General features: G+C 56.2%; 26 protein-coding genes and 1 pseudogene. 19 read left to right on the top strand and 8 right to left on the bottom strand.

Annotated elements, in window-relative coordinates; translation table 11 throughout:
• Positions 1-20 precede the first annotated feature (20 nt).
• The 9 genes from RTP97_RS05175 (at position 21) to RTP97_RS21410 (ending at position 9,381) form a co-directional block, all read left to right on the top strand.
• A complete protein-coding gene (locus RTP97_RS05175; RefSeq protein WP_312411541.1) occupies positions 21-758 on the top strand; it encodes a phage minor tail protein L in 738 nt (245 codons plus the stop codon).
• A 2-nt stretch (positions 759-760) separates the two neighbouring features.
• A complete protein-coding gene (locus RTP97_RS05170; RefSeq protein ID WP_312411539.1) occupies positions 761-1,507 on the top strand; it encodes a C40 family peptidase in 747 nt (248 codons plus the stop codon).
• On the top strand, positions 1,485-2,099 hold the full coding sequence (locus tag RTP97_RS05165; protein WP_312411538.1) for a tail assembly protein: 615 nt from the start codon (positions 1,485-1,487) through the stop codon (positions 2,097-2,099). Before RTP97_RS05170 ends, RTP97_RS05165 begins: the two co-directional genes overlap by 23 nt.
• 51 nt (positions 2,100-2,150) lie before the next feature.
• Positions 2,151-5,960 carry a phage tail protein gene (locus tag RTP97_RS05160; protein ID WP_312411537.1) on the top strand — a complete coding sequence of 1,270 codons (3,810 nt, stop codon included), beginning with the start codon at positions 2,151-2,153 and terminating at the stop codon, positions 5,958-5,960.
• Complete coding sequence (locus RTP97_RS05155) at positions 5,960-6,925, top strand: hypothetical protein (protein ID WP_312411536.1); 966 nt, start codon at positions 5,960-5,962, stop codon at positions 6,923-6,925. The genes RTP97_RS05160 and RTP97_RS05155 overlap by 1 nt, the downstream gene beginning before the upstream one ends.
• A 68-nt stretch (positions 6,926-6,993) precedes the next feature.
• The gene (locus RTP97_RS05150) at positions 6,994-8,289 is read left to right on the top strand and encodes a phage tail protein (protein ID WP_312411533.1); all 1,296 of its coding nucleotides are present in this window, start codon (positions 6,994-6,996) and stop codon (positions 8,287-8,289) included.
• A gap of 75 nt (positions 8,290-8,364) precedes the next feature.
• The gene (locus RTP97_RS05145; protein ID WP_312411531.1) at positions 8,365-8,604 is read left to right on the top strand and encodes a DNA polymerase V; all 240 of its coding nucleotides are present in this window, start codon (positions 8,365-8,367) and stop codon (positions 8,602-8,604) included.
• Positions 8,605-8,928, top strand: coding sequence for a hypothetical protein (locus tag RTP97_RS05140; RefSeq protein ID WP_312411528.1), 324 nt, complete (start codon positions 8,605-8,607; stop codon positions 8,926-8,928).
• 213 nt (positions 8,929-9,141) lie between these two features.
• Positions 9,142-9,381, top strand: a complete 240-nt coding sequence (locus RTP97_RS21410) for a S24 family peptidase (protein ID WP_409455924.1) — start codon at positions 9,142-9,144, stop codon at positions 9,379-9,381.
• Here RTP97_RS21410 and RTP97_RS05130 read toward each other — a convergent pair.
• The 4 genes and pseudogenes from RTP97_RS05130 to RTP97_RS05115 form a co-directional block, all read right to left on the bottom strand.
• Positions 9,378-9,980, bottom strand: a complete 603-nt coding sequence (locus tag RTP97_RS05130) for a hypothetical protein (protein WP_312411526.1) — start codon at positions 9,978-9,980, stop codon at positions 9,378-9,380. The two genes, RTP97_RS21410 and RTP97_RS05130, sit on opposite strands and share 4 nt — an antisense overlap.
• An 82-nt stretch (positions 9,981-10,062) precedes the next feature.
• Positions 10,063-10,323, bottom strand: a complete 261-nt coding sequence (locus RTP97_RS05125) for a DinI-like family protein (RefSeq protein ID WP_312411523.1) — start codon at positions 10,321-10,323, stop codon at positions 10,063-10,065.
• Positions 10,324-10,581: 258 nt separating this feature from the next.
• Positions 10,582-10,680: pseudogene (locus RTP97_RS05120) on the bottom strand (hypothetical protein); the annotation flags it as partial.
• On the bottom strand, positions 10,677-11,243 hold the full coding sequence (locus RTP97_RS05115) for a hydrolase (protein ID WP_312411520.1): 567 nt from the start codon (positions 11,241-11,243) through the stop codon (positions 10,677-10,679). The pseudogene RTP97_RS05120 and the gene RTP97_RS05115, both read right to left, overlap by 4 nt.
• 264 nt (positions 11,244-11,507) lie before the next feature.
• Between RTP97_RS05115 and aspS the strand changes: the two genes are divergently transcribed.
• The 6 genes from aspS (at position 11,508) to ruvB (ending at position 16,755) form a co-directional block, all read left to right on the top strand.
• Positions 11,508-13,280, top strand: coding sequence for an aspartate--tRNA ligase (aspS, locus tag RTP97_RS05110; RefSeq protein WP_312411516.1), 1,773 nt, complete (start codon positions 11,508-11,510; stop codon positions 13,278-13,280).
• Positions 13,280-13,723, top strand: a complete 444-nt coding sequence (gene nudB / locus RTP97_RS05105) for a dihydroneopterin triphosphate diphosphatase (RefSeq protein WP_312411513.1) — start codon at positions 13,280-13,282, stop codon at positions 13,721-13,723. Before aspS ends, nudB begins: the two co-directional genes overlap by 1 nt.
• A gap of 24 nt (positions 13,724-13,747) precedes the next feature.
• A complete protein-coding gene (locus tag RTP97_RS05100; protein ID WP_103819300.1) occupies positions 13,748-14,491 on the top strand; it encodes a YebC/PmpR family DNA-binding transcriptional regulator in 744 nt (247 codons plus the stop codon).
• A gap of 33 nt (positions 14,492-14,524) precedes the next feature.
• A complete protein-coding gene (gene ruvC / locus RTP97_RS05095; protein WP_312411510.1) occupies positions 14,525-15,046 on the top strand; it encodes a crossover junction endodeoxyribonuclease RuvC in 522 nt (173 codons plus the stop codon).
• 78 nt (positions 15,047-15,124) lie between these two features.
• Positions 15,125-15,736, top strand: a complete 612-nt coding sequence (gene ruvA, locus RTP97_RS05090) for a Holliday junction branch migration protein RuvA (protein ID WP_312411507.1) — start codon at positions 15,125-15,127, stop codon at positions 15,734-15,736.
• Between the two features lie 8 nt (positions 15,737-15,744).
• Positions 15,745-16,755: a Holliday junction branch migration DNA helicase RuvB gene (ruvB, locus tag RTP97_RS05085; RefSeq protein WP_312209310.1), complete on the top strand. Its 1,011-nt coding sequence runs from the start codon at positions 15,745-15,747 to the stop codon at positions 16,753-16,755.
• Between the two features lie 94 nt (positions 16,756-16,849).
• Here the strand turns inward: ruvB and znuB are convergent, their stop codons facing one another.
• Complete coding sequence (gene znuB, locus RTP97_RS05080) at positions 16,850-17,635, bottom strand: zinc ABC transporter permease subunit ZnuB (RefSeq protein ID WP_312411505.1); 786 nt, start codon at positions 17,633-17,635, stop codon at positions 16,850-16,852.
• The gene (znuC, locus tag RTP97_RS05075) at positions 17,632-18,387 is read right to left on the bottom strand and encodes a zinc ABC transporter ATP-binding protein ZnuC (protein ID WP_312411503.1); all 756 of its coding nucleotides are present in this window, start codon (positions 18,385-18,387) and stop codon (positions 17,632-17,634) included. Before znuC ends, znuB begins: the two co-directional genes overlap by 4 nt.
• 78 nt (positions 18,388-18,465) lie before the next feature.
• Between znuC and znuA the strand changes: the two genes are divergently transcribed.
• The 3 genes from znuA to lpxM all read left to right on the top strand — a co-directional run bounded on the left by znuA (position 18,466) and on the right by lpxM (position 21,866).
• Positions 18,466-19,410: a zinc ABC transporter substrate-binding protein ZnuA gene (gene znuA, locus RTP97_RS05070; RefSeq protein ID WP_312411500.1), complete on the top strand. Its 945-nt coding sequence runs from the start codon at positions 18,466-18,468 to the stop codon at positions 19,408-19,410.
• A gap of 15 nt (positions 19,411-19,425) precedes the next feature.
• A complete protein-coding gene (gene mepM, locus RTP97_RS05065; RefSeq protein ID WP_312411497.1) occupies positions 19,426-20,751 on the top strand; it encodes a murein DD-endopeptidase MepM in 1,326 nt (441 codons plus the stop codon).
• A gap of 146 nt (positions 20,752-20,897) precedes the next feature.
• Entirely contained in the window at positions 20,898-21,866 is a 969-nt protein-coding gene (gene lpxM / locus RTP97_RS05060) for a lauroyl-Kdo(2)-lipid IV(A) myristoyltransferase (protein ID WP_312411494.1), read from the top strand.
• Between the two features lie 93 nt (positions 21,867-21,959).
• Here the strand turns inward: lpxM and pyk are convergent, their stop codons facing one another.
• Both pyk and RTP97_RS05050 read right to left on the bottom strand, forming a co-directional pair.
• Positions 21,960-23,402: a pyruvate kinase gene (gene pyk / locus RTP97_RS05055; protein ID WP_312209321.1), complete on the bottom strand. Its 1,443-nt coding sequence runs from the start codon at positions 23,400-23,402 to the stop codon at positions 21,960-21,962.
• Positions 23,403-23,528: 126 nt separating this feature from the next.
• On the bottom strand, positions 23,529-24,398 hold the full coding sequence (locus tag RTP97_RS05050; protein ID WP_312411700.1) for a MurR/RpiR family transcriptional regulator: 870 nt from the start codon (positions 24,396-24,398) through the stop codon (positions 23,529-23,531).
• Between the two features lie 345 nt (positions 24,399-24,743).
• Between RTP97_RS05050 and zwf the strand changes: the two genes are divergently transcribed.
• Positions 24,744-26,219, top strand: a complete 1,476-nt coding sequence (zwf, locus tag RTP97_RS05045; RefSeq protein ID WP_312411492.1) for a glucose-6-phosphate dehydrogenase — start codon at positions 24,744-24,746, stop codon at positions 26,217-26,219.
• Positions 26,220-26,308 lie beyond the last annotated feature (89 nt).

Here is a 26,308-nt window from a genome sequence, read left to right as displayed (position 1 = left end):
GCCTTTTTTATGGACTGAATATGAGCTTTACGAATGACGTACAGAAACTCGAGCCGGGGGAGCTAATACAGCTCATCGAGATCGACGGTACCGCCTTTGGCATGGATACCATACTCCGATTTCACGCGCACAATATTGCAGCCCCGGGCTGGGCTGCGTTCGCTGCTGATAACCTGCCAGCCATTATCTGGCAGGGACAGCAGTATGACCCTTACCCGTATGAGCTGAAAGGGCTGGAGCTGTCCAGTACCGGGGCGCAGCCCACCCCCACGCTTTCCGTGTCCAACGTTGGAAACTACGTTACCGCGCTGTGCCTGGAGTACGATGACATGGTCAAGGCGAAGGTGAAGATCCACACCACAATGGCGAAATACCTGGACGCGGCCAACTGGACAGCCGGCAACCCGAACGCCAGCCCGGCCGACGAACGCGTGCAGCTTTTTTACGTTAACGCCAAAACCGCCGAAACGAGGGTACAAATCGACTTTGAGCTGTGCTCACCGTTTGACATCCAGAACCTGCAGCTGCCCACCCGGCAAATCACCCCCGTCTGCACCTGGTGCATGCGGGGCTGGTACCGCACCGGCACCGGATGCGATTACAACGGCAACCGCTATTTCCTCAAAGACGGCACCCCCACCGATAATCCTTCGCTGGATGTGTGCAGCGGCCTGCTGCAGGACTGCGAAGCGCGCTTCGGGGCTGGCAACCCGCTGTCGTTTGGCGGCTTCCCGGCGGCAAACCTTCAGGGAAAATAATCATGCGAAAAAAACTGATGGATGCGATCCGTGCCCACGTTGAGGCGGAGTATCCGAAAGAGGCCTGTGGAGTCGTGGTGCAGGCCGGGCGGGCGCAGCAGTACATACCATGCCGCAATATTTCAGGGACACCCAACGAAGCCTTCACGCTTTCCCCCGAGGACACGCTCGCAGCGTCGGAGCTGGGTGAGATCATTATGGTCATCCACTCCCATCCGGATGTGGTCCAGCTCGTGCCATCAGAAATGGACCGTGTGCAGTGTGACTGGTCTGGCGTTGAGTGGGGCATTATGAGCTGGCCGGACGGGGACTTTTGTACTCTGGCGCCACGTGAAGACCGGGATTATGCCGGGCGGCGCTGGGTACTCGGCTTTGCCGATTGCTGGTCTCTGATCCGCGAGTGGTATCAGCGAGAGCATGGCATCACCCTGGGCGATTACTCAGTGCCGTACGAGTGGTGGGAGCAGGGCGAAAACCGCTATGACGATCACTGGGAGGCCGAGGGATTCATCCAGATTGACCCGTCTGATATGCAGCCCGGCGATATGATCATGATGCGAGTACAAGCCCAGGTGACCAATCACGCAGCTATCTACCTCGGGCGCCATGAGCACCAGGAAAATATCATGCTGCACCACAACTTTGGCAGTCTGTCTGCCCGGGTGCCCTATGGCAAATATTACCGTGACCGCACCGTTCGCGTAGTCAGGCATAAGGAACTGATGAATGCTGAAAACACTGATTCTTGAAGGCCGCATGGCGAAGAAATTCGGGCGTGAGCATCAGTTTCACGTTGACGATTTGCGAGAGATGCTGCGCGCCATGTGTAGCCAGGTCCCCGGCTTTAAACGCTACATGTCAGAGGGGCATATGACGGGGATCCGCTTCGCCTTCTTCAATGGCAAAAATAATATCGGTCTCGAAGAGTTCGACATGACCCGCGGTAGCGAGGTGTACCGGATTTCAGCCATTGTTGAAGGATCGAAAAGAGCCGGTGTACTACAGGTCGTTATCGGGGCGGTGGCTCTCGTGGCCGCATATTTTACCGCGGGCGCATCGCTGACGGCGATAGGCCTGAGCACAGCTGCTGCAACCGCTACAACAACGGCGCTCACCGGCCTGGGCCTGTCGATGATGCTGGGCGGCGTGGTGCAGCTGCTGACCCCGCAGCCAAAATATAACGTTGGTGCGTCGTCCAGCGCGGACAACAAGCCCAACTATGCCTTTGGCGCGCCGGTGAACACCGTGGCGATGGGTTATCCGGTCCCCCTGGATTACGGCGAACCTGAAATAGGCGGTCCGATAATCAACGCAGGGATCTTCTCCAGCGACCAGCAGTAAAATATGACCAACTCCAGGCCACCTCAGGGTGGCTTTTTTTATGGGTGAAATATGCGACTTCTCGAAGGTGAGACCATTATTCAGGGACGTAAAGGCGGAGGAAGCAAACCGCACACCCCTGTTGAGGCTCCGGACGACCTGCTGTCGACGGCAACACTAAAAATGCTGGTGGCCATCGCGGAGGGTGAAATCCAGGGTGATCTGACCGCGCAGAAAATTTTCCTCAACGACACGCCGCTGGCCAACGATGACGGCAGTTTCAACTTCACCGGCGTGAAGTGGGATTTTCGCCCGGGAACGCAGGACCAGACATACATTCAGGGTCTTCCGGATACCAGTAACGAGCTTTCAGCAGGTGTGACGGTAACCACCACCGCGCCCTGGACTCGCCAGTTCACTAACCTGACGCTGGATGCCGTGCGTATCAAGCTCAGCCTGCCTGTGCAGTACACCTATAAAGACAACAACGACATGGTTGGCACAGTCACCGAGTACGCTATCGATCTCTCCACTGATGGCGCAGCCTGGCAGACGGTGGTTAACGGTAAATTTGACGGGAAGACGACCAGCGAATACCAGCGCGATCACCGCATAGATTTGCCTGCGGCCACAACCAGCTGGGCCGTGCGCGTGCGCCGTATTACCCCGGATTCCGTCGGTAATGCAAAACTGGTCAATGCCTTTAAGGTGTTTTCTTTCGCAGAGGTAATCGACAGCAAATTGCGCTACCCCAACACGGCGCTGCTCTATATAGAGGTCGATGCCAGCCAGTTTACCGCCGGCGCACCAAAGGTTACCTGTCGGCCAAAAGGCAAGCTGGTTCGCGTGCCTGACTCCTACGACCCGGAGACACGCACCTACAGCGGCACCTGGTCGGGTGGCTTCAAAATGGCCTATACCAACAACCCGGCGTGGATATTTTACGACCTGGTGCTGGATGAAATTTACGGCATGGGCACCCGCGTCGATGCAGGAATGATCGATAAGTGGGAGCTGTACGCCATTGCACAGTACTGCGACGATATGGTCTCTGATGGTGCTGGTGGTACCGAGCCGCGCTTTACCTGTAACGTGTGCATCCAGAGCCAGCAGGACGCGTATACCGTTCTCAGCGACCTTGCCGCTGTGTTTCGTGGCATTACCTTCTGGGGCAACGATCAGATATACGTGCGCGCCGACGTGCCGCAGGATGACGTTGATTTTACCTACCATGCCTCGAACGTCATCGACGGGTTATTTACCTATGGTGGCGGCAGCTACAAAAACCGCTATTCGTCTGCGCTGGTGTCGTGGTCCGATCCGCAGAATCATTTCACCGACACTGTAGAACAGGTTTACGACTCCGAACTGGTTCAGCGTTACGGCGTTAACCAGATGACGATGACGGCGATCGGCTGCACCTCCCAGAGTGAGGCGCACCGCCGGGGCCGCTGGGCGCTGCTGTCCAACGCGCGTGACGGAACGGTGTCCTTTGGTGTGGGGCTGGACGGTTACATTCCGCTGCCAGCGGAGATTATCGGTATCGCGGATCCGTTCCGCGCAGGCAAGCAAAACGGCGGGCGTATCCGGTCAGGAAGCGGTCGCAGCGTTGAGCTTGATCGCCCCGTTGATTATTCCGCCGGTGACCGCCTGGTGGTTAATCTCCCCGACGGCAAGGCGCAGACTCGCACGATCGCATCAGTCAGCGCGGACAAACAGACGGTGACAGTCACTACCTCTTTCAGGCTGCCGCCGGAGCCAGGTGCCGTGTGGGCTATCGACAGCGATAATCTCGCTATCCAGTATTTCCGCGTCACCTCTATCCGGGCGAACGACGACAGCAATGGCGGCTTCACCATCACTGCGGTTCAGCATGATCCGGATAAGTACCGCTATATCGATGACGGTGTACGTATCACGCCAGCGCCAGTGACAGTAACGCCTATCAGCGTCATTCCTGCGCCCCAAAATATTGTCATCACAGAAACCGATCACATAGAGCAGGGGCTGACGGTCGCCACCATGAATGTGTCCTGGGACCGTGTTGAAGGTGCGATCCGGTACCAGGCCCAGTGGCGCAAGGATAACGGCGACTGGGTTAACGTTCCGGTGACCAGCGCCCAGGGATTTGCGGTGCAGGGTATCTACACCGGGAGCTACGATGTGCGGGTTCGTGCGCTGAACGCTCAGGAGTCCAGTTCGCCATGGGGCTACGCTGACACGACCTACCTGACAGGGAAGACGGGCAAGCCCGGCACGCCGCAGAACCTGCTGGCGAGCGACGATGTGGTCTGGAACATTAACGTTACCTGGGCGTTCCCTGATGGTGCCGGCGACACGGCTTATACCGAGATTCAGCGTGCCACCACTGACGACAAGGCGAACCCGCTGGCGCTGTCCACCGTCCCTTATCCGTCAACCAGCTACCAGCATGGGCCAATGCCTTCTGGCGTCCGGCAGTGGTACCGCGCACGCCTTGTGGATCGTATCGGCAATGCCGGAGACTGGACAGACTGGGTAATGGGCACATCTTCCATCGATGTGAGCGCAATCGCGGCTGATATCCTGGAGCAGATGAAGGATACAGAGGTCTTTAAAGACCTGATTGAGAACGCCGTAAACAGCAACCAGACCATCGCCGACATGGCTGCATCTATTGCAGATAATGCCGATCAGCTGGCGGCGGCCGTCGGCGCAACCCGCGAGACTGCCGAGGGTATCATCCAGAACGCGCTGGCCATCGCCGAGGTGACGTTCCGGCAGTCTGCTCAACAGGGTGCAAACTCGGCTCAGTTTGAGCAGCTTCGCGAGGTGATCGCCACTGAAACGGAGGCGCGCGTTACCGACGTTACCCGCCTGGATGCGGAAACCGAGGCTAACGCGGCGAGCATTACTGAAGTGCGTCAGGCGCTGGCAACCGAGGAGGAGGCGCGGGCGACGGCGGTTAACCAGCTGACGGCGGCCACGAAAACTGCATCTGATAAAGCCGATTCGGCAGCAGAGGAGAGCGCGCAGAACACCGCGGCGATCACAGAGCTTGACCAGGTGGTTACGACGCTGGACAGCTCCACCGCCTCACGTTTCGAGGAGATCACCGGCAAAACGGATGCTGCCAGCGGCGGCGTACGGAGTACGGCGGTCGCCCTGATAGAGAGCACCCTGGCGAACGTCAACCTGCAGCAGCGCCTGAGCGTTCAGTATGGCGATAACAAAGCCGGTATAGCGCGCGTTGACAACGTGATGGCGGATGCCAGCCAGGCGGTTAGTGAGTCGCTGAAAACGCTGGATTCCAGCGCTGGTGGCGGCACGTCCAATGTCACTGACCTTGCCAGAACGCTGGCGGACTTCTCGTCAGTCTCGGCGCAGAAAATCAACTCGATGACGGTGACCCTGAACGGACAGACGGCGGCGATCACCCAGAACGCCCAGGCACTTACTGACCTCAGTGGCAACATCAACGCGATGTACTCCATCAAGGTCGGTGTTGCCAGCAACGGGCAATATTACGCGGCGGGTATGGGGATCGGCGTTCAGAACAGCCCCGGCGGAATGCAGTCGCAGATCGTCTTCCTGGCTGACCGGTTCGCCGTTACCACTACCGCAGGTAGTACGGTGACGCTGCCGTTCGTCATCCAGAACGGGCAGGTAATTATCCGTGAAACTGTTATCGGCGACGGTACGATCGGCAATGCGAAAATTGGCGCGTACATCCAGTCGTCAAACTACGTTGTCGGCACTCTGGGGTGGAGGATTGATAAAAACGGTACCATCGAGATAAACGGCGGGGTAGCGGGCCAGGGCAGGCTGGTTATTACCAATAACCGGATCATTTCGTATGACCAGTACGGACGCGTGGCCGCGGTTATGGGGCAAAGACTGTAATGCAGACATTTATCGCTGGAACCAGCTTTGATGCCATCAATTCGATGGCGGTCAACTATGTGATGGATGTCATCGACATCTCCGGCTCTGGTAGCAAGGCCTACCCGGCCGGATGCACCTACCAGGCTAACCTGATGATCGAGACGGCAGTTTCCGCGCTTCCGACTAATAACCCGTATCAGGTAACCGTGTCCGGGAATATTGTCTCATGGAGCGTGGCGACTCCGGTCCGGCTGGTCGTGCTGGCTACGCCAAATACTGGTACCGACAGCAGCTATTTCGGCCAGTCGCTGTATTCATATGACACCTCTGGGAACAAGACGGTAAAGCTGGCCCCGGATTTTGTGCCTTTCTGTCTCGTTGACGTTATAGACGTGCCGCCTGGGGGCCAGTTGATTCAGACCCGGATCCCGGTCAGCCAGAAAATCGTCACGTTTCACCGGCTGCCGAACGCCGACGGGCGGTTATCAACGTCCGTCTATTCGGTGGTTAATTCCGGAGGCTATCACGCATTTTCGTTTAATGCCTCGGGTATTACCCAGACGGGGTGCCGTATTTATGTGTTCTCAAACTACCTGGTCAACATCCCCGACTGGGGCTTCTTTGTCTACCGGGACGGAGTTCTGGTCTGGCACAGCAACTGCCTGCCGCTCAACATGAAACTTTTGACCGGGGATATTTCCTCACCGACACCGCTGGCAGTAACGCCAGGCGTTACGTCTCTGATCTTCGTTCGTGCCGACCCATCAGCGCCTACCAGCGGTGGTTATTTGAATACCAGCTGCTCCGCAGCCGGTTATAAAAACGGAGCGTGGCAGGCGGCGATAGCGAACGTTTTCTCCAGTCGCATAATCACGGCACAGGAGGCCGCATCGGTCACACCCTGGGCGATTCGCGGCTATGTCGGTTACATCGACTGTAGCATCTACGATCAGTATTACCCCTATGCGCTCGGGCTGGTTTAGCTCGCCTGAAACAAACCTTATTCCACACAGACCCGCCGCGTGCGGGTTTTTTATTGTCCGGAGCACACATGATTTATACCACTGGCACGATCGCCGGCAGCGGCAATACCCTCACCGGTACCGGCACCAATTTCACCGCGGCCGGCAGCCTGATCCGTAATGGTTGCACCGTCATTGTTCTGACCAGCCCGCCGCAGGCATTTCAGATCACTGACGTTACCAGCGCCACGCAGCTGGCAGTGTCGCCCGCGGTTAACCCGGCCATTCCTGCTGGCACCCGCTATTCAATTCTGCTCAGCGATTCGCTCAGCGTAGACGGACTGGCGCTCGATATCGCCGAGACGTTCGGCATGTATCAGCGATACATGGGCGGGTTCGCCGACGTGATGAATGGCACAGGGATCGTGACGATCACTATTAACGGCGTGTCCGTTAAAGTGCCAGGCATGCAGTCTGTCGCGCAAAAATCTGCAAATGGTGCGGTGCCCCTCGCTCAGGGCGGTACCGGCGCAACGGATGCGGCGGGGGCTAGAAATAACATGGAGCTTGGCACTGCATCGACACGGAATGTACAAAGTTCGCTGCTAGACACAACTTCAGGAGCAATGTTACAGGTTAACTCGTTCGGACTTGGCGCAACGAACTCAAATATTCTGTCAAATGCAAATCTCGCTCCTGCAACAGGTTTCTATGGCGGTAGCGGCCAGGCCAACACCAATTTTTTTGACGCATTTGCTCCTCTTTTGCACATGTATAGATCACCTACAACGTCTACACAGTTGCAAATAGGAATGGATGCCAGGCTATCCGTGCGGTCTATTAATAGCGGCACAGTGGTCGGCTGGAGAGTTTTCTGGTCAGACGGAAACACTATTGTCGATACGAACGGATTCATAAAGCGCGCCTCACCGGTTGTAAAAATACGCAATGATGGGTCATCAGAAACTAATGATGAGTCCGAGGGCGTGACCGTAACCCGTCAGGCGGTGGGGGTCTATCTGGTTGAGGGCTGCCTGGGCCTGAATTCCGACGCGGCATGGGGCGGTATCGATGGCGGGTTTGAAATCCCTAAAGATCGTAATGGCCAGGCGCTGGTCTGGCTGGATTATGAGGTGAATGCCGACGGATCCATATCGGTTAAAACCTACCACCGAACCTACCCGGACGCTCCGGAGTTCGCACGCAATGAACGTGACGGCTATGCCAGCGGCGACCCGATCGACATTCCCGCCGATCAGTTCGTTTCTGTTCGTGTGGAAATGCCGGAAAATTCCATCTACAACCAGAAGCGGCTGGCAGCGGAGGCGCTGGCGATAAAAGATGCTGAAAATACGGACCAAAGTATTAATCCTGATAATCAATAGGCCGTACCATCTTGATCTGGCTCCTTCTTGAAACTACTGTTTATATATACAGCATTTAACAGGGAGGAGCACAGAGTGGCTAAATATTCAGACATTGGCGCGGCATTCACCGCAGCCGTTAAACCAGATCCGAAACGAGGATTTACAGTAACCACTGCTGATTTTGTGCAGCAGCTGGAAGCGCATCATCATCATTGGTCGCTGGAGCAGGCGAACCGGTGGATAGCCCGGTATCAGACCTATTTCCGGGACTACACCCCACATGAGGGTGAGGACCGCTGCTATTTCATGATCAACATGGGGAGGATCATGTAAATGGGATTCCCGTCGCCAGCACAAGATTACGTACAGCGTCCGCTTTGCCTGAACGAGTTATTCAACGTAAACGGCAATACACTGCTGATTGAGACGTCGAGCGGCTGGGCTGTGATCGATAAATCCCGGCGGCCAGCTCAAGGCGTTGTGCTGCTGGTGAGCGTTGACGGCTACAACCAGTTTGCCCGCTGGATGGGTGATGCGCTGATAACTGAGGAAGGCGAAGCGATTGAGGGTGAGGCTCTGGACGGCGTGACTGTAATCGGGCCAGTGACGGCGCTGATCAATGCAGTGGGGCGGGACGACGACTGCCCGGTTCCGTAAGGTATTTCGACGGGGGTTTTACCCCCATTTTACCCCAACGCTACCCCAGGCAGATTACAGGCATAAAAAAACCAGCCGTAAGAGGCTGGTTCTTCTGGGATTTATTGGTCGGCACGAGAGGATTTGAACCTCCGACCCCCGACACCCCATGACAGCACGCTACCATGATAATCAAGGCGCTGCGGACCCTAAAATAATTTTCCATAGTCCACGATATCCATCTACAGACCATCCGCCATACATAACTATCCCTACACGCTGCGTGTGTCCGGTGATTCCATGATCGGCGCCGGTATTCTCGATGGCTCTTTTCTTCTTGTCGACTTCAGCCTTATGCCCCAGCATAACGATATTGTCGTCTTTAACATCGTGGGCGTGTCTGGTTTCTACAAAGATTCCCGCACAACGGGCGGGAATCGGGTAAGCTTGAACGGCATGAAATTGCCGCGCTAGTTTAAAAAGGGATAAACTTCAAAAGAAGCCCATAAGTCATTGTTAAGTGCCAGCAAACCTACGGAGATATAGGATAATATCGCAATTGCTCCTGTAAAATAAAGTATGGTTTTCTTTAACTTTTTCCACAGAATTAGAGCTGGAATCGAAATTACGGCTATCACACCCATCTGGTAAAAAAATTGTTTGGCAATGTCACCATCACTCCAAGGGTATATAAAAACATAAGGGGCAAAAAGTATTAAATGGACAACTCTAAGTATAAACCCTATACCTGCCCCAGGTATTGCAAAAAAACCTCCGGCGCTTTGTAATAAAAAACTTGCCCTCAGGCCGGGAATAAGAATAAAAAAATTAAGAATAGCCCAGAATGTTAATATTATCGTGGCATAGCCAAAAAGAGTGCTTAACCCAGATTGACCGGCAACTGCTGTAAACTGTGGCGTCTGGTAAGACTGGCTCGGCTGACTAACTGATTTGCTGGCATCACATGCATTTTGCCAGCTCTCTGCATTTTGTGCCTGCCATCCATGATCATACTGTTTAAACGGCCTGTCACTGGTAACATACTTGCCTTCATCATCTTGCCTAACACCCATATTTAAGCCCCATTATTTTTATTCATGCCGATATGTGTAGTTGTACGACTTATACTTAACGGAATGTCCGATCCCGTAGCTGTTACACTTGATATGATAACGCAATATGGCCTATACGGAAGAGAACAATTACAGCAACAATTTCCTCCAGCATACGGTTCAGCTTCTCCCGATCGCTTTTGCTGGCGTCGCTGTTTAAGCTGTTCGCCTGCATCGGCTTAACCTTCACCTCTGCAGCGGGAAAGATCCGATGCACCCGCTTTGTTAGCTCATTTAGAATTATTTCTCTGGCACCTGTTAATCCTTCAACATTCCGTTTGTCGTACACCAACTCAACGAACATACCGCCTCCAAAACAACAATGATTTAGGACGCAATTTATACTGTTTTTTTATACAGTGTCAACGGTGGGGTGCGCAGCTTTTTAAGGGGGGCTTTTGGGGCAGGGATGGGGCATAAATACCAGCTTTGGGGCATGGTTGGGACATTTTAACTCATACGAACTTTACCGATTTTCGTATGATGCGTGTTTATAATGCATTGATTAATCTAAAGAAAACACATGCTCTTGGGCGTTCTTTAGTGATTTGAAAAATTACCGCTTCACGCAGTTGAAGTGGCGGGCGTACGCTTCGAGATCGGTGATGCCAAGGCGCACCCATTTCGGGTGCGACCACTGCGGCAGGCCAATGTAGATCATAGTGTGGAGAGGATCTCCTCGGTGCTGCGTACCCGGCCAATGCGCGGGAAGATGTGGGTGAAGCTGCCCTGATGCTGTTCGCTGCTGGCGGCGCTGCAGGCGTCCTCGACGACAATCAGGTTAAAGCCCAGCTCCCAGGCGTTGCGGGCGGTGGACTCTACGCCAATATTAGTCGAAATACCGCACAGTACGATAGTGTCGATGCCGCGGCGGCGCAGCTGTAGCTCCAGATCGGTGCCGTAGAATGCGCCCCACTGGCGTTTAGTCACTTCGATATCGCCGTCGCGCTTGCCCAGCGCCACCGGGTAGTGCCACCACTCCGGCGGCAACGCGTGACCACCGATGGGGGCATCGACGGGCTGCTTGAGCGCCTCGGCGAAATCTGCCGACCAGCCTACGCGTACCATCACTACCGGGGCGCCATTAGCGCGAAACTTCTCCGCCAGCCGGGCAGCGCGGGCAACAACCTCATCCGCCGTATGCGGACCACCGGCAAACGGCAGAATGCCCTCCTGAAGATCGATAACCACAAGGGCGGTTGTTTTCGCGTTAAGTTCTGGCATGTTAGCTCCTGTTATCTACGTCGTTTTGCCCATACAGTAAGCGTAAATGGCGTTACCATGGCGCACAAATTTTGTTAATTTTTGTGAGAGACCCTAATTAGCGGACAGCAATCGCCCGTCTGCGTGGTCTGGCTCTTATCCTCTGGAAGAATTTCCAGTATAATAGCCGCCTTTTTCATCCAGCTGTGACATTCAGCTCGCGCTGCGTCGTCGTGGCTGCAAGGCAGGCGACAAACGGCCTGCGGCTAAGTTAAGGGATATCTCATGCGTACAGAATATTGCGGACAGCTTCGACTGTCCCACGAGGGGCAGCAGGTGACTCTATGTGGTTGGGTCAACCGCCGCCGCGATCTCGGCAGCCTGATCTTTATCGATATGCGCGATCGTGAAGGGATCGTGCAGGTGTTTTTCGATCCGGATCGCGCAGATGCGTTAAAGCTGGCCTCTGAACTGCGTAATGAGTTCTGCATCCAGGTCACCGGCACCGTCCGTCGCCGTGACGATAAAAACATCAACAGCGATATGGCTACCGGCGAGATTGAAGTGCTGGCCTCCGATCTGACCATCATTAACCGTTCAGATTCGCTGCCGCTCGACTCCAACCATGTCAACACCGAAGAGGCGCGTCTTAAGTACCGCTATCTGGATCTGCGTCGCCCGGAGATGGCTAACCGCCTGAAAACCCGTGCGAAGATCACCAGCTTCGTGCGCCGCTTTATGGACGATCACGGTTTCCTCGATATCGAAACCCCGATGCTGACCAAAGCCACCCCGGAAGGGGCGCGTGACTATCTGGTTCCGAGCCGCGTGCACAAAGGCAAATTCTACGCGCTGCCGCAGTCCCCGCAGCTGTTCAAGCAGCTGCTGATGATGTCCGGCTTTGACCGCTACTATCAGATTGTAAAATGCTTCCGTGACGAGGACCTGCGTGCGGATCGTCAGCCTGAATTTACCCAGATCGACGTCGAAACCTCCTTCATGACCGCGCCGCAGGTGCGTGAGGTGATGGAAGCCCTGGTGCGTCAGCTGTGGCAGGCCACCATCAACGTGGATCTGGGCGACTTCCCGGTGATGACCTTTGCCGAGGCCGAGCGCCGCTACGGCTCTGACAAGCCTGACCTGCGTAACCCGATGGAGCTGGTAGACGTTGCCGACCTGCTGAAAAGCGTTGAGTTCGCCGTATTTGCCGGTCCGGCCAACGATGCCAAAGGCCGCGTAGCTGCCCTGCGTGTGCCGGGCGGTGCGGCCCTGAGCCGTAAGCAGATTGACGACTACGGCAACTTTATTAAGATCTACGGCGCAAAAGGCCTGGCCTACATCAAGGTCACCGAGCGTGCGAAGGGTCTGGAAGGCATCACCAGCCCGGTAGCGAAGTTCCTGAACGCAGAGATTATCGAAGCGATTCTGGAGCGTACCGGCGCCCAGGATGGCGACATGATCTTCTTCGGTGCGGACAACCGCAAAGTAGTTGCCGACGCGATGGGCGCGCTGCGCCTGAAGCTGGGTAAAGACCTGAGCATCACCGACGAGAACAAGTGGGCGCCGCTGTGGGTGATCGACTTCCCGATGTTCGAAGAGGATGGCGAAGGCGGTCTGACCGCAATGCACCATCCGTTCACTGCGCCAAGCAACATGACCCCGGAAGAGCTGAAGGCCGCGCCGGAAACGGCGATTGCTAACGCCTACGATATGGTCATTAACGGCTATGAAGTGGGCGGTGGTTCAGTGCGTATTCACCGCGGCGAAATGCAGCAGACGGTGTTTGGCATCCTCGGCATTACTGAACAGGAGCAGCGCGAGAAGTTTGGCTTCCTGCTCGATGCCCTGAAGTACGGTACGCCGCCGCACGCGGGCCTGGCCTTCGGTCTCGATCGCCTGACCATGCTGCTGACCGGCACCGATAACATCCGTGACGTGATCGCTTTCCCGAAAACCACCGCCGCCGCCTGCCTGATGACCGAAGCGCCAAGTTTCGCCAACCAGGCCGCGCTGACCGAGTTGGGTATCGAAGTGATCAAAAAGGCTGAGAATAGCTAATGGCCTATAAGCAACCCGTTTCCGTGCTTGTCGTGATCTACGCCCAGGACACGAAACGGGTGCTGATGCTACAACGGCGCGACGACCCCAATTTTTGGCAGTCGGTTACCGGCAGCCTGGAGGAGGGGGAGACCGCACCGCAGGCCGCCGTGCGTGAAGTAAAGGAAGAGGTCGCCATCGACGTTGCAGCTGAGCAGCTGACCTTGATCGACTGTCAGCGCACGGTGGAGTTTGAAATTTTTATGCATTTACGTCATCGCTATGCGCCGGGCATTGAGCGCAACACGGAATCATGGTTCTGTCTTGCGCTGCCTCACGAGCGGGAGATCGTGTTCACCGAGCACCTGACCTACCGCTGGGTCGATGCGGCAGATGCCGCCCTCATGACCAAGTCGTGGAGCAACCGGCAGGCGATTGAAGAGTTTGTAATTAACGCCGCCTGAGAAGGCGCTTTTGGAGAATTTTTTATGGCAGGTCACAGTAAATGGGCCAACACCAAACACCGCAAAGCGGCACAGGATGCCAAACGCGGTAAGATCTTTACCAAAATCATTCGTGAGCTGGTGACGGCGGCGCGTCTGGGCGGCGGCGATGCCGGCTCCAACCCGCGTCTGCGTGCGGCGATCGATAAAGCGCTCTCCAACAACATGACTCGCGATACCCTGAACCGCGCCATCGCGCGTGGCGTGGGCGGTGATGAAGACGCGAACATGGAGACCATCATTTATGAAGGTTACGGTCCTGGCGGCACGGCAGTCATGGTGGAGTGTCTCTCTGACAACCGTAACCGTACCGTTGCCGAAGTTCGCCACGCGTTCACCAAAACCGGTGGCAATCTGGGCACCGACGGCTCCGTTGCCTACCTGTTCAGCAAGAAAGGGGTGATCTCTTTCGAGCAGGGCGACGAAGATGCGATCATGGAAGCGGCGCTGGAAGCGGGTGCGGAAGATGTGGTGACCTACGACGACGGCGCAATTGACGTCTACACCGCATGGGAAGAGATGGGTGCGGTGCGTGATGCGCTGGAAGCCGCTGGCCTGAAAGCGGACAACGCTGAAGTGTCGATGATCCCGTCCACTAAAGCGGATATGGATGCCGAGACTGCGCCGAAGCTGCTGCGCCTGATCGACATGCTGGAAGATTGCGACGACGTGCAGGAGGTTTACCACAACGGTGAGATCTCTGACGAGGTTGCAGCAACCCTCGAATGATGCAGTCTGAATCCGTAAAACAGGAGGTGCGTGGTGTCAATCATTCTCGGTATTGATCCCGGCTCACGCATCACCGGCTACGGCGTGATCCGCCAGTTTGGCAGACAGCTCACCTACCTTGGCAGCGGCTGTATCCGCACCAAGGTCGACGATCTTCCGTCACGCCTGAAGCTGATCTACGCAGGCGTGTCGGAGATCATCACTCAGTTCCAGCCCGATTTTTTTGCCATTGAGCAGGTCTTTATGGCGAAAAATGCCGACTCAGCGCTGAAGTTGGGGCAGGCGCGTGGGGTGGCGATTGTGGCGGCGGTAAACCAGGACCTGCCGGTCTTTGAGTATGCCGCCCGGCAGGTGAAGCAGACGGTGGTCGGCATCGGCAGCGCAGAGAAGAGCCAGGTGCAGCACATGGTACGCACCCTGCTCAAGCTGCCCGCTAACCCGCAGGCGGACGCCGCCGATGCGTTGGCCATCGCGATTACCCACTGCCACGTTAGCCAAAATGCCATGCAAATGAGTGAAACCCGGCTCAATCTTGCGCGAGGGCGGTTACGTTAAATGAAAAAGAGGCTGGATATGTATCCAGCCTTTTTTATATCATAGAGAAAATTTTAGCCGATAGCGCAGGAGCGAAACGTGATAGGCAGACTCAGAGGCATTATTGTCGAGAAACAACCCCCGCTGGTACTGCTGGAGACCCACGGCGTAGGCTATGAAGTGCATATGCCGATGACCTGCTTCTATGAGCTACCGGATGCTGGGCAGGAAGCCACTATTTTCACCCACTTCGTGGTACGTGAAGATGCTCAGATGCTGTACGGTTTTAATAACAAACAGGAGCGAACCCTGTTTAAAGAGCTGATCAAAACCAACGGCGTTGGGCCGAAGCTGGCGTTGGCAATCCTCTCCGGCATGTCGGCGCAGCAGTTTGTCAACGCCGTAGAGCGCGAAGAGCTTGCCGCGCTGGTGAAGCTGCCCGGCATCGGCAAAAAGACCGCCGAGCGCCTGATTGTCGAGATGAAAGACCGCTTCAAAGGCCTGCATGGCGATCTCTTTACCCCGGCGGCGGATCTGGTGCTGACGTCGCCTGCGGGTCCGTCGGCGGACGATGCCGAGCAGGAAGCGGTTGCCGCGCTGGTGGCGCTGGGCTACAAGCCTCAGGAAGCCAGCCGCATGGTCAGTAAGCTGGCCCGCCCGGATGCCAGCAGTGAAACACTTATTCGTGAAGCGCTCCGCGCCGCGATGTGAGGTAAAGGATGATAGAAGCAGACCGCCTGGTATCAGCAGGCAGCGTTACCCAGGAAGAGGTCATCGATCGCGCGATCCGTCCTAAGCTGCTCGACGAGTACATTGGCCAGCCGCAGGTGCGCTCCCAGATGGAGATTTTTATCCAGGCGGCAAAGCTGCGTGGCGATGCCCTCGATCATCTGCTGATCTTTGGCCCGCCTGGCCTGGGTAAAACGACTCTCGCCAACATTGTCGCCAACGAGATGGGCGTTAATCTGCGCACCACCTCTGGCCCGGTGCTGGAGAAGGCAGGAGATCTTGCCGCGATGCTGACCAACCTTGAGCCGCATGACGTGCTGTTTATCGATGAGATCCACCGTCTGTCACCGGTAGTGGAAGAGGTGCTCTATCCGGCCATGGAGGATTACCAGCTGGATATCATGATCGGTGAAGGCCCGGCGGCGCGCTCGATTAAAATCGACCTGCCGCCCTTTACGCTGATCGGTGCCACCACCCGTGCGGGTTCCCTGACCTCGCCGCTGCGTGACCGCTTCGGCATCGTGCAGCGCCTGGAGTTCTATCAGGTGCCCGATCTCCAGCATATCGTCGGGCGCAGCGCGCGCTTTATGGGGCTGGAGATGAGCGAAGAGGGAGCGCTGGAAGTGGCTCGCCGCTCCCGGGGGACGCCGCGTATCGCCAATCGCCTGCTTAGGCGCGTGCGCGACTTCTCTGAGGTGAAGCATGACGGGACCATCTCCGCAGACGTGGCCGCCCAGGCGCTGGATATGCTGAACGTTGACGCCGAGGGCTTCGACTATATGGACCGCAAGCTGCTGCTGGCGGTGATCGATAAGTTCTTTGGTGGCCCGGTGGGGTTAGATAACCTTGCGGCGGCCATCGGTGAAGAGCGGGAAACCATCGAGGATGTTCTGGAGCCGTTCCTGATCCAACAGGGCTTTTTACAGCGTACCCCACGCGGACGTATGGCGACGGTAAGGGCCTGGAACCACTTCGGCATCACGCCACCGGAGATGCCGTAGCAACAAAACGCCGGATGGCGGCTTCGCCTTATCCGGCCTACAAAACCCGTAGGCCCGGTAAGCGACGCGCCACCGGGCAATGGGATGCTGCATTCTACTGTGCTGGTTTCTTCATCATGCTGAAGATAAACAGCACCGCGGCGCAGAGCACCACCGAGGGGCCAGCCGGCGTGTCATAGAACGCCGAGAAGGTCAGGCCACCGGTGACGGCGAGCATTCCTACCCCCACCGCAACCCCGGCCATCTGCTCCGGCGTGCGGGCAAAACGGCGGGCAGTGGCGGCGGGAATGATGAGCAGTGAGGTGATGATCAGCGCGCCGACAAACTTCATCGCCACGCCAATGGTCAGCGCGGTCACCAGCATCAGCAGCAGCTTCACCCGCTGCAGTTTCACCCCGTCAACAAAAGCCAGATCCGGACTGATGGTCATCGACAGCAGGCTACGCCACTGCCACATCAGAATACCGATGACGATAGCGACTCCTATGCCGAGGACAATCAGGTCGTCCGGCGTGACCGCCAGCAGATCGCCAAACAGGTAGGCCATCAGGTCGACGCGAATATTCGACATCAGGCTTACCACCACCAGACCCAGCGACAGGGCGCTGTGCGCCATGATGCCCAGCAGGGTATCGATCGCCAGGTGCGGACGCTTCTCCAGCCAGACCAGCCCGCCGGCAAGCAGCAGCGTGACGGCAATCACCGCGTAGAAGGGGTTTACATCCAGCAGCAGGCCAAAGGCGACGCCGAGCAGCGACGCATGGGCGAGGGTATCGCCGAAGTAGGACATCCGACGCCAGACCACAAAGGAGCCAAGCGGACCTGCGGCACAGGCCAGCATGATCCCGGCCAGCCAGCCGGGCAGAAGTAGTTCAATCATGAGTTTCCATTTCCCCGGCGCAGTACGATACGGCCCTGTAGATCATGGCGATGGTTATGGTTATGGCGATAAATACCCAGCTGTTCAGCACCGCGCGGGCCGAACATTGAGATGAACTGCGGATGCATGGCAACCACCTCTGGCGTACCGGAGCAGCAGATATGGTGGTTCAGACACAGCACCTCATCGGTTTTTGCCATCACCAGATGCAGATCGTGAGAAACCATCAGCACGGCGCAGTTTAGCTCCCGGCGCAGCTGGTCAATCAGATCGTAGAGTGCCACCTGGCCGTTGACGTCCACGCCCTGGGTTGGTTCATCCAGCACCAGCAGCTGCGGCGCGTTGAGCAAGGCGCGGGCCAGCAGCACGCGCTGGGTCTCACCGCCGGAGAGCTTCTGCATCGGGGCATCAATCAAGTGCCCGGCCTGAACACGCTTAAGAGCAGGAAGGATATCCTCCTTACGCGTACCGGGACGCAGGCGCATAAAGCGGCTGACGGTCAGGGGCAGGGTGGCATCCAGATGCAGCTTCTGCGGAACATAGCCAATGCGCAGCGCCTTGTCGCGCTTGATTGTCCCGGAATCGGCTGCTACCAGGCCAAGCACCACCCGCACCAGGGTAGATTTACCCGCACCGTTTGGACCCAGCAGGGTTAAAATTTTTCCGGGGCGCAGCACCAGCGAAATGTCAGACAGGACGCGGCGTTGGCCGAAAGAGACGGACACGTTTTCTAGTGAAACAAGATTTGTCATAGTGTTTAAGGGCTTGCACAAGTCATAGAATGTTATAATATCACATTTCACTTACTTGTTACGATGGTTAGTCGCATTATGTTACATAAAAATACGCTTCTTTGCGCTGCAATTTCCACCGCTCTCATGGGCATAACCATGGCTCCGGCCAACGCCGCCGTTGTCGCTTCGCTTAAGCCTTTAGGCTTCATTACGGCCGCTATTACTGATGGCGTGACTGAGACAGAAGTACTACTCCCGGACGGTGCCTCTGAGCATGATTACTCATTGCGCCCGTCTGATGTAAAACGCTTAAAAAGCGCGGACTTAGTGGTTTGGGTTGGACCAGACATGGAAGCCTTCATGCAGAAGTCAACCCAGCAGCTTCCGGCGCAGAAACAGCTGGCGATTGGTGAACTGCCCGACGTAAAACCGCTGCTGATGAAAGGCAGCGATCATGACGAAGATGAGCATGAGGGGCATGACCACCACGGCGAAAACGGTGACGAACATCACCATCATGGCGACTACAACATGCACATCTGGTTGTCACCCGAGGTAGCGCGCCTGGCAGCGGTTGCAATCCATCAAAAATTAGTGGAAGTTATGCCGCAAAGTCGAGCCAAGCTTGACGCCAACCTGCGCGATTTTGAGGCACAATTGGCCGAGACCGATAAGCAGGTCGGCACTGAGCTCGCACCCGTGAAGGGGAAAGGGTATTTCGTTTTTCATGACGCCTATGGCTACTACGAAAAACACTATGGTCTGACGCCGCTCGGCCATTTCACCGTTAACCCTGAAATTCAGCCCGGTGCGCAGCGTTTACATGAAATCAGAACACAGTTAGTTGAGCAAAAAGCAACCTGCGTTTTTGCTGAGCCACAGTTCAGGCCAGCGGTCGTAGAATCTGTTGCGAGAGGAACATCTGTGCGAATGGGGACGTTAGATCCTCTGGGCACCAATATTGCGCTGAGTAAAACCAGCTATGCGCAATTTTTGAAACAACTCTCAAACCAGTACGCGAGCTGCCTGAAAGGAGATTAACGAGGAAGTGAATACGTGCAACAGATAGCCCGCTCTGTCGCCCTGGCATTTAACAATTTGCCCCGACCCCATCGCGTCATGCTGGGGTCGCTTACTGTTCTCACATTAGCGGTCGCCGTCTGGCGGCCCTACGTCTACCACCCCGAGTCCGCCCCGATTGTAAAAGCCATTGAGCTGGAGAAGAGCGAGATCCGTTCGCTGCTGCCGGAAGCCAGTGAGCCTATCGATCAGACCCTGCCCGATGAAGTGGAAGATATTCCCCAGGATGAGCTGGACGACAAAACCGGTAACGAGGCGGGCGTACATGAGTACGTTGTTTCTACCGGCGATACGCTCAGCAGCATTTTGACTCAGTACGGTATGGATATGGGCGACGTTACCCGACTCGCCAGCACGGACAAAGAGCTGCGTAATTTGAAAATCGGCCAGCAAATTTCCTGGACCCTCACCCCCGACGGCGATCTGCAGCGCCTGACCTGGGAGATGTCGCGCCGCGAAACCCGCACCTACGACCGCACGGAGAGTGGCGGGTTTAAAATGAGCAGTGAAGTTCAGCAGGGCGACTGGGTTAACACCACACTGAAGGGCACGGTAGGCGGCAGCTTCGTTGCCAGTGCTAAAGACGCCGGCCTCAACAGCGGTGAAATCAGCTCGGTAATCAAAGCCATGCAGTGGCAGATGGACTTCCGCAAGCTGAAAAAAGGCGATGAGTTCTCGGTGCTGATGTCCCGGGAGATGCTCGACGGCAAGCGTGAGCAGAGCCAGCTGCTTGGTGTGCGTCTGCGCTCGGAAGGGAAAGACTACTACGCTATTCGCGCTGAAGATGGCAAATTCTACGATCGTAACGGCACCGGGCTGGCGAAAGGCTTTATGCGTTTCCCTACGTCCAAGCAGTTCCGCGTATCGTCAAACTTTAACCCGCGCCGTCTGAACCCGGTGACCGGCCGCATTGCTCCGCACAAAGGCGTCGATTTTGCCATGCCGCAGGGTACGCCGGTGCTGGCAGTGGGCGATGGCGAAGTCGTCACGGCCAAGCGTAGCGGAGGGGCGGGCTACTATGTGGCGATTCGTCACGGTCGTACCTACACCACGCGCTATATGCACCTGCGTAAGCTGCTGGTGAAAGATGGCCAGAAAGTGAAGCGAGGCGACCGTATCGCGCTCTCCGGTAATACCGGCCGCTCAACCGGCCCGCACCTGCACTATGAAGTGTGGATCAACAAGCAGGCGGTTAACCCGTTAACGGCCAAGCTGCCGCGTACCGAAGGGTTGACCGGCAGCGATCGCCGTGACTATCTGGCGCAGGTGAAAGAGGTGACGCCGCAGCTGCGCTTCGACTAGTTTGCCCAGCAGGAAAGCTATTAAAGCCGGTTGCCCATGCGCACCGGCTTTTTCTTTTGTGTGAAGCTATACGTCTCGCTAAACTATCACGTTAACTGATACCTGATTATTTCTCTGACTCGAGTCTGTCGGCTCCCGGAAGATGCATGGAAACGAAAAAAAATAACAGTGAATACACTCCCCAGTTTGAAAAGGAGTTCCTTCTGCCGCGCTACTGGGGGGCATGGCTGGGGGTTCTCGCGCTGGCAGGCGTTTCGCTGGTGCCTGCCTCGGTACGCGACCCGCTGCTGGGCAAGCTTGGGCGTTTTGGTGGCCGTCTGGGCAAAAGCGCCCGCCGCCGGGCGCAAATAAACCTGCTCTACTGCTTCCCGGAGAAGAGCGTAGCCGAGCGGGAAGCCATTGTTGATGAGATGTTTGCTACGGCTCCCCAGTCAATGGTGCTAATGGCCGAGCTGGCGATACGCGGCCCGAAGAAGATTGCTGGTCGCGTTAACTGGCAGGGCAAAGAGATCGTCGACGAGATGCAACGCAACGGTGAGAACGTGATCCTGCTGGTGCCACACGGCTGGGGCGTGGACATTCCGGCGATGCTGATGGCTTCCCAGGGCCAGTCCATGGCCGCGATGTTCCACAATCAGGGGAACAAAGTATTAGATTACGTCTGGAATAAAGTACGTCGTCGTTTTGGTGGGCGCTTGCACGCGCGCAATGACGGCATCAAGCCCTTTATCCACTCGGTGCGCCAGGGCTACTGGGGCTACTACCTGCCCGATCAAGATCACGGCCCGGAGCAGAGCGAATTTGTCGACTTCTTTGCTACCTATAAAGCGACGCTGCCTGCCGTTGGCCGCCTGATGAAAGTGTGTCGCGCCCGCGTTGTGCCGTTGTTCCCCGTCTATGACAGCAAGACGCATAGTCTGACAATCGTGGTCAGACCGCCCATGGACGATCTGCTGGAGGCCGACGATAACACTATCGCAAGACGGATGAATGAAGAGGTGGAGCACCTCGTCAGGCCCAATCCAGAACAGTACACCTGGATTTTAAAGCTGCTTAAGACGCGCAGGCCAGGCGAGACAGAGCCGTACAAGCGTAAGGAGTTGTTCAGGAAATAGGGGTAAACGCCGGGTGGCGGCAGAAGCCTTACCCGGCCTACTACACATATCGTAGCCCCGGTAAGCGCAGCGCCACCGGGGAATACGCGAACCTTAATCTACGGTCAGGATGCGGGTGGTGTTGGTGGTACCCACGGTGCCCATCACGTCGCCCTGGGTGACGATAACCAGATCGCCGGAGACCAGGTAGCCTTTATCGCGCAGGAGGTTGACCGCATCATGAGCGGCGACCACGCCGTCGTTGTTGCTGTCGAAGTAGACCGGGGTGACGCCACGGTAGAGCGCGGTGAGGTTCAGGGTACGTTCATGACGCGACATGGCGAAGATCGGCAGACCGGAGCTGATGCGCGAGGTCATTAACGCGGTACGGCCCGATTCGGTCATGGTGATGATAGCGGTAACGCCCTTCAAATGGTTTGCCGCATACATCGCTGACATCGCGATGGCCTCTTCCACATTCTCGAACTGGATATCGAGGCGGTGCTTAGAGACGTTAATGCTGGGGATCTTCTCGGCACCCAGGCAGACGCGGGCCATTGCGGCCACGGTTTCTGCTGGATACTGTCCGGCAGCGGTCTCGGCAGAGAGCATAACGGCATCGGTACCGTCCAGCACGGCGTTGGCAACGTCCATCACTTCGGCACGGGTCGGCATCGGGTTAGTGATCATCGACTCCATCATCTGGGTGGCGGTGATCACGGAACGGTTAAGCTGACGTGCGCGGCGGATCAGCGCCTTCTGGATACCCACCAGCTCAGGGTCACCAATCTCCACACCGAGGTCGCCACGCGCAACCATCACCACGTCAGAGGCGAGGATCACGTCATCCATCGCGTCCTGGTCACACACGGCTTCCGCACGCTCAACCTTGGCAACGATTTTTGCATCACAGCCCGCATCGCGCGCCAGGCGACGCGCGTAGTTCAGGTCTTCCCCACAGCGCGGGAAGGAGACGGCCAGATAGTCAACGCCGATCTGTGCGGCGGTGATGATATCCGCCTTGTCTTTATCGGTCAGCGCTTCAGCGGAGAGGCCACCGCCCAGCTTGTTGATGCCTTTGTTGTTCGACAGCGGACCGCCAACGGTCACTTCGGTGAACACCTTCATGCCCTGAACTTCAATCACCTTCAGCTGTACGCGACCGTCGTCGAGCAGCAGAATGTCACCGGGAACCACGTCTGCAGGCAGCCCTTTATAGTCGATGCCGACACGCTCTTTGTCGCCTTCACCTTTACCGAGGTTGGCATCCAGCAGGAACTTATCGCCGATGTTGAGGAAGACTTTCCCCTCTTTGAAGGTCGATACGCGAATTTTAGGACCCTGCAGATCCCCGAGAATAGCCACATGACGTCCCAGTTTTGCCGCAATCTCGCGCACTTTATCTGCACGCAGCTTGTGATCTTCTGGCGTGCCGTGGGAGAAGTTCATACGTACCACGTTTGCGCCAGCAGCGATGATCTTTTCAAGGTTATTATCGCGGTCGGTAGCTGGACCCAGGGTGGTAACGATTTTAGTTCTGCGAAGCCTTCTGGACATGTATTACTCCGTTGACTGAAACAACCAGGTGTTGCGTGAATATGAATTCGGCAGTTCTGGGCGCCGATTTGGCAAATCAAAAACTTAACCGAATGCCGTAATGAATTACAACGCTGTTATAAAATTTTAATGTTTATCGCTCCCGGTCAGGAGCTCCTTATCAAAACGCGATTCCTTAAGCGCTTCCTTGACTCGCTTCAAGTTATCTCTGAATTTTGCTCCCCGGCGGAGGGTAAAGCCCGTCGCCAGCACGTCGATGACCGTTAACTGCGCCAGACGCGAGACCATCGGCATATAGATGTCGGTATCTTCCGGCACGTCCAGGGTGATGGCAAGCGTCGCTTCCCGGGCCAGCGGCGTCCCCGCCGAGGTGATGGCTATCACCATCGCATCGCTTTCGCGGGCCAGCTGCGCCAGCTCTACCAGGCTTTTCGTTCGCCCAGTGTGTGAGATAAGCACCACCACGTCATCTTCGTTACAGTTCATGCAGCTCATACGCTGCAGGACAATATCATCGGTGTAGACGACCGGCACGTTGAAGCGGAAGAATTTGTTCATGGCGTCGTGGGCAACCGCTGCCGACGAGCCAAGACCAAAGAAGGCGATCTTCTTTGCCTGGGTAAGCAGGTCTACAGCGCGGTTAACGGCAGGCATATCCAGCGACTGGCGGACATGATCCAGACTGGCCATCGCCGACTCAAAAATTTTACCGGTATAGGCCTCAACGCTGTCATCTTCATCGACATTGCGATTAACATAGGGCGTACCGTTAGCCAGGCTTTGGGCCAGATGCAGCTTAAAATCGGGGAAGCCGCGGGTTTCCATGCTGCGGCAGAAGCGGTTAACCGTGGGTTCGCTAACGCCAGCCTCCTGCGCCAGAGCGGCAATGCTGGAGTGAATGGCCTGGTCCGGAGAGGAGAGGATGACTTCCGCCACTTTTCGTTCGGATTTGCTAAGGTGTTCCAGCTGAGAGTGAATTTTTTCCAGCATGTTCATTATTAACGGGGCGCTCATGGCTAAAATCAATTTCAATAACGGATGAAATTGTGCTGCGTTTAGGTCGATATTACCCTTGTGAGAGTCGGAAAGGTAAAGAACCACGGGAAATTTTGTTGTTTTTTTTCATTACATGATCAGAGTCGGATTTTAGCTACTCGATTCCGGACAAATTCCCTGACTTTTCAGGGCGATTAACCCAATTTTTAGCCGCCTGAGCGAAAACGCACGGGAGGATAAGCGGTAACGGTTTCGGGTTTTACGTAAAAGCAGTACAGTGCAGTGTAATAAAATTACAGCTATGCCCTGGCTAAAGTACTAGGGCTGCCAACTGAGGAGAATGACATGGCGGTAACGCAAACAGCCCAGGCATGTGACCTGGTCATTTTCGGCGCGAAAGGCGATCTTGCACGCCGGAAATTGCTGCCTTCCCTGTATCAGCTAGAAAAAGCAGGCCAGATCCACCCTGAGACGCGTATCCTTGGGGTAGGACGTGCGGACTGGGATAAAGCGAAGTACACCGAAATCGTGCGTGAAGCGCTCGAGACCTTCATGAAAGAGAAAATCGATGAAAGCCTCTGGGATACGCTGAGCGGACGCCTCGATTTCTGTAATCTTGACGTCAACGATACCTCCGCGTTTACCCGCCTCGGAGAGATGCTCGATCAGAAGAATCGCGTCACCATTAACTATTTCGCCATGCCGCCGAGCACCTTTGGTGCCATCTGCAAAGGCCTGGGTGAGGCAAAACTCAACGCCAAGCCAGCGCGCGTGGTGATGGAGAAGCCGCTGGGTACTTCTCTCGATACCTCTCGTGAAATCAATGACCAGGTGGGCGAGTATTTTGAAGAGTGCCAGGTCTACCGTATCGACCACTACCTCGGTAAAGAGACGGTGCTGAACCTGCTGGCGCTGCGCTTTGCCAACTCCCTGTTCGTCAACAACTGGGACAACCGGACTATCGACCACGTGGAGATCACCGTGGCGGAAGAGGTGGGCATCGAAGGCCGCTGGGGCTATTTCGACCAGGCCGGACAGATGCGCGACATGATCCAGAACCATCTGTTACAGGTCCTCTGCATGATCGCCATGTCGCCACCGTCGGATCTCTCTGCGGACAGCATCCGTGATGCGAAGGTGAAGGTGCTGAAATCCCTGCGCCGTATTGACCGCTCAAACGTGCGTGAAAAAACCGTACGCGGCCAGTACACCGCCGGCTTTGCCCAGGGCAAAAAAGTGCCGGGCTATCTGGAAGAAGAGGGCGCGAACAAAACCAGCAACACCGAAACCTTCGTGGCCATCCGCGTGGATATTGACGACTGGCGCTGGGCCGACGTGCCGTTCTACCTGCGTACCGGCAAGCGTCTGCCAACCAAGTGCTCCGAAGTCGTGGTTTACTTCAAAACCCCGCCGCTGAACCTGTTTAAAGAGTCCTGGCAGGATCTGCCCCAGAACAAGCTCACCATTCGTCTGCAGCCGGACGAGGGCGTGGATATTCAGATCCTCAACAAAGTGCCGGGTCTCGATCACAAGCACAACCTGCAAACCACCAAGCTCGATCTGAGCTACTCCGAGACGTTCAACGAAAGCCATCTGGCCGATGCCTACGAGCGTCTGCTGCTGGAGACGATGCGCGGCATCCAGGCGCTGTTCGTGCGCCGCGATGAGGTGGAAGAGGCGTGGAAATGGGTCGACTCTATTACTGAAGCATGGGCAATGGATAACGAGTCACCGAAGCCTTACCAGGCAGGGACCTGGGGACCGGTTGCGTCGGTAGCAATGATCACCCGCGACGGCCGTTCCTGGAACGAATTTGAGTAATTAACTCACCGCTTTCAAACGGCCCTGCGGGGCCGTTTTTTTGTTTATCCGGTCGCTATTTTACCGGTAACATGATCTAACACAGATTT

This window comes from Pseudescherichia sp., assembly GCF_031998825.1.
In the GTDB taxonomy this organism is placed as follows: domain Bacteria; phylum Pseudomonadota; class Gammaproteobacteria; order Enterobacterales; family Enterobacteriaceae; genus Pseudescherichia.
This window is presented reverse-complemented; position numbering and strand designations above follow the sequence as displayed.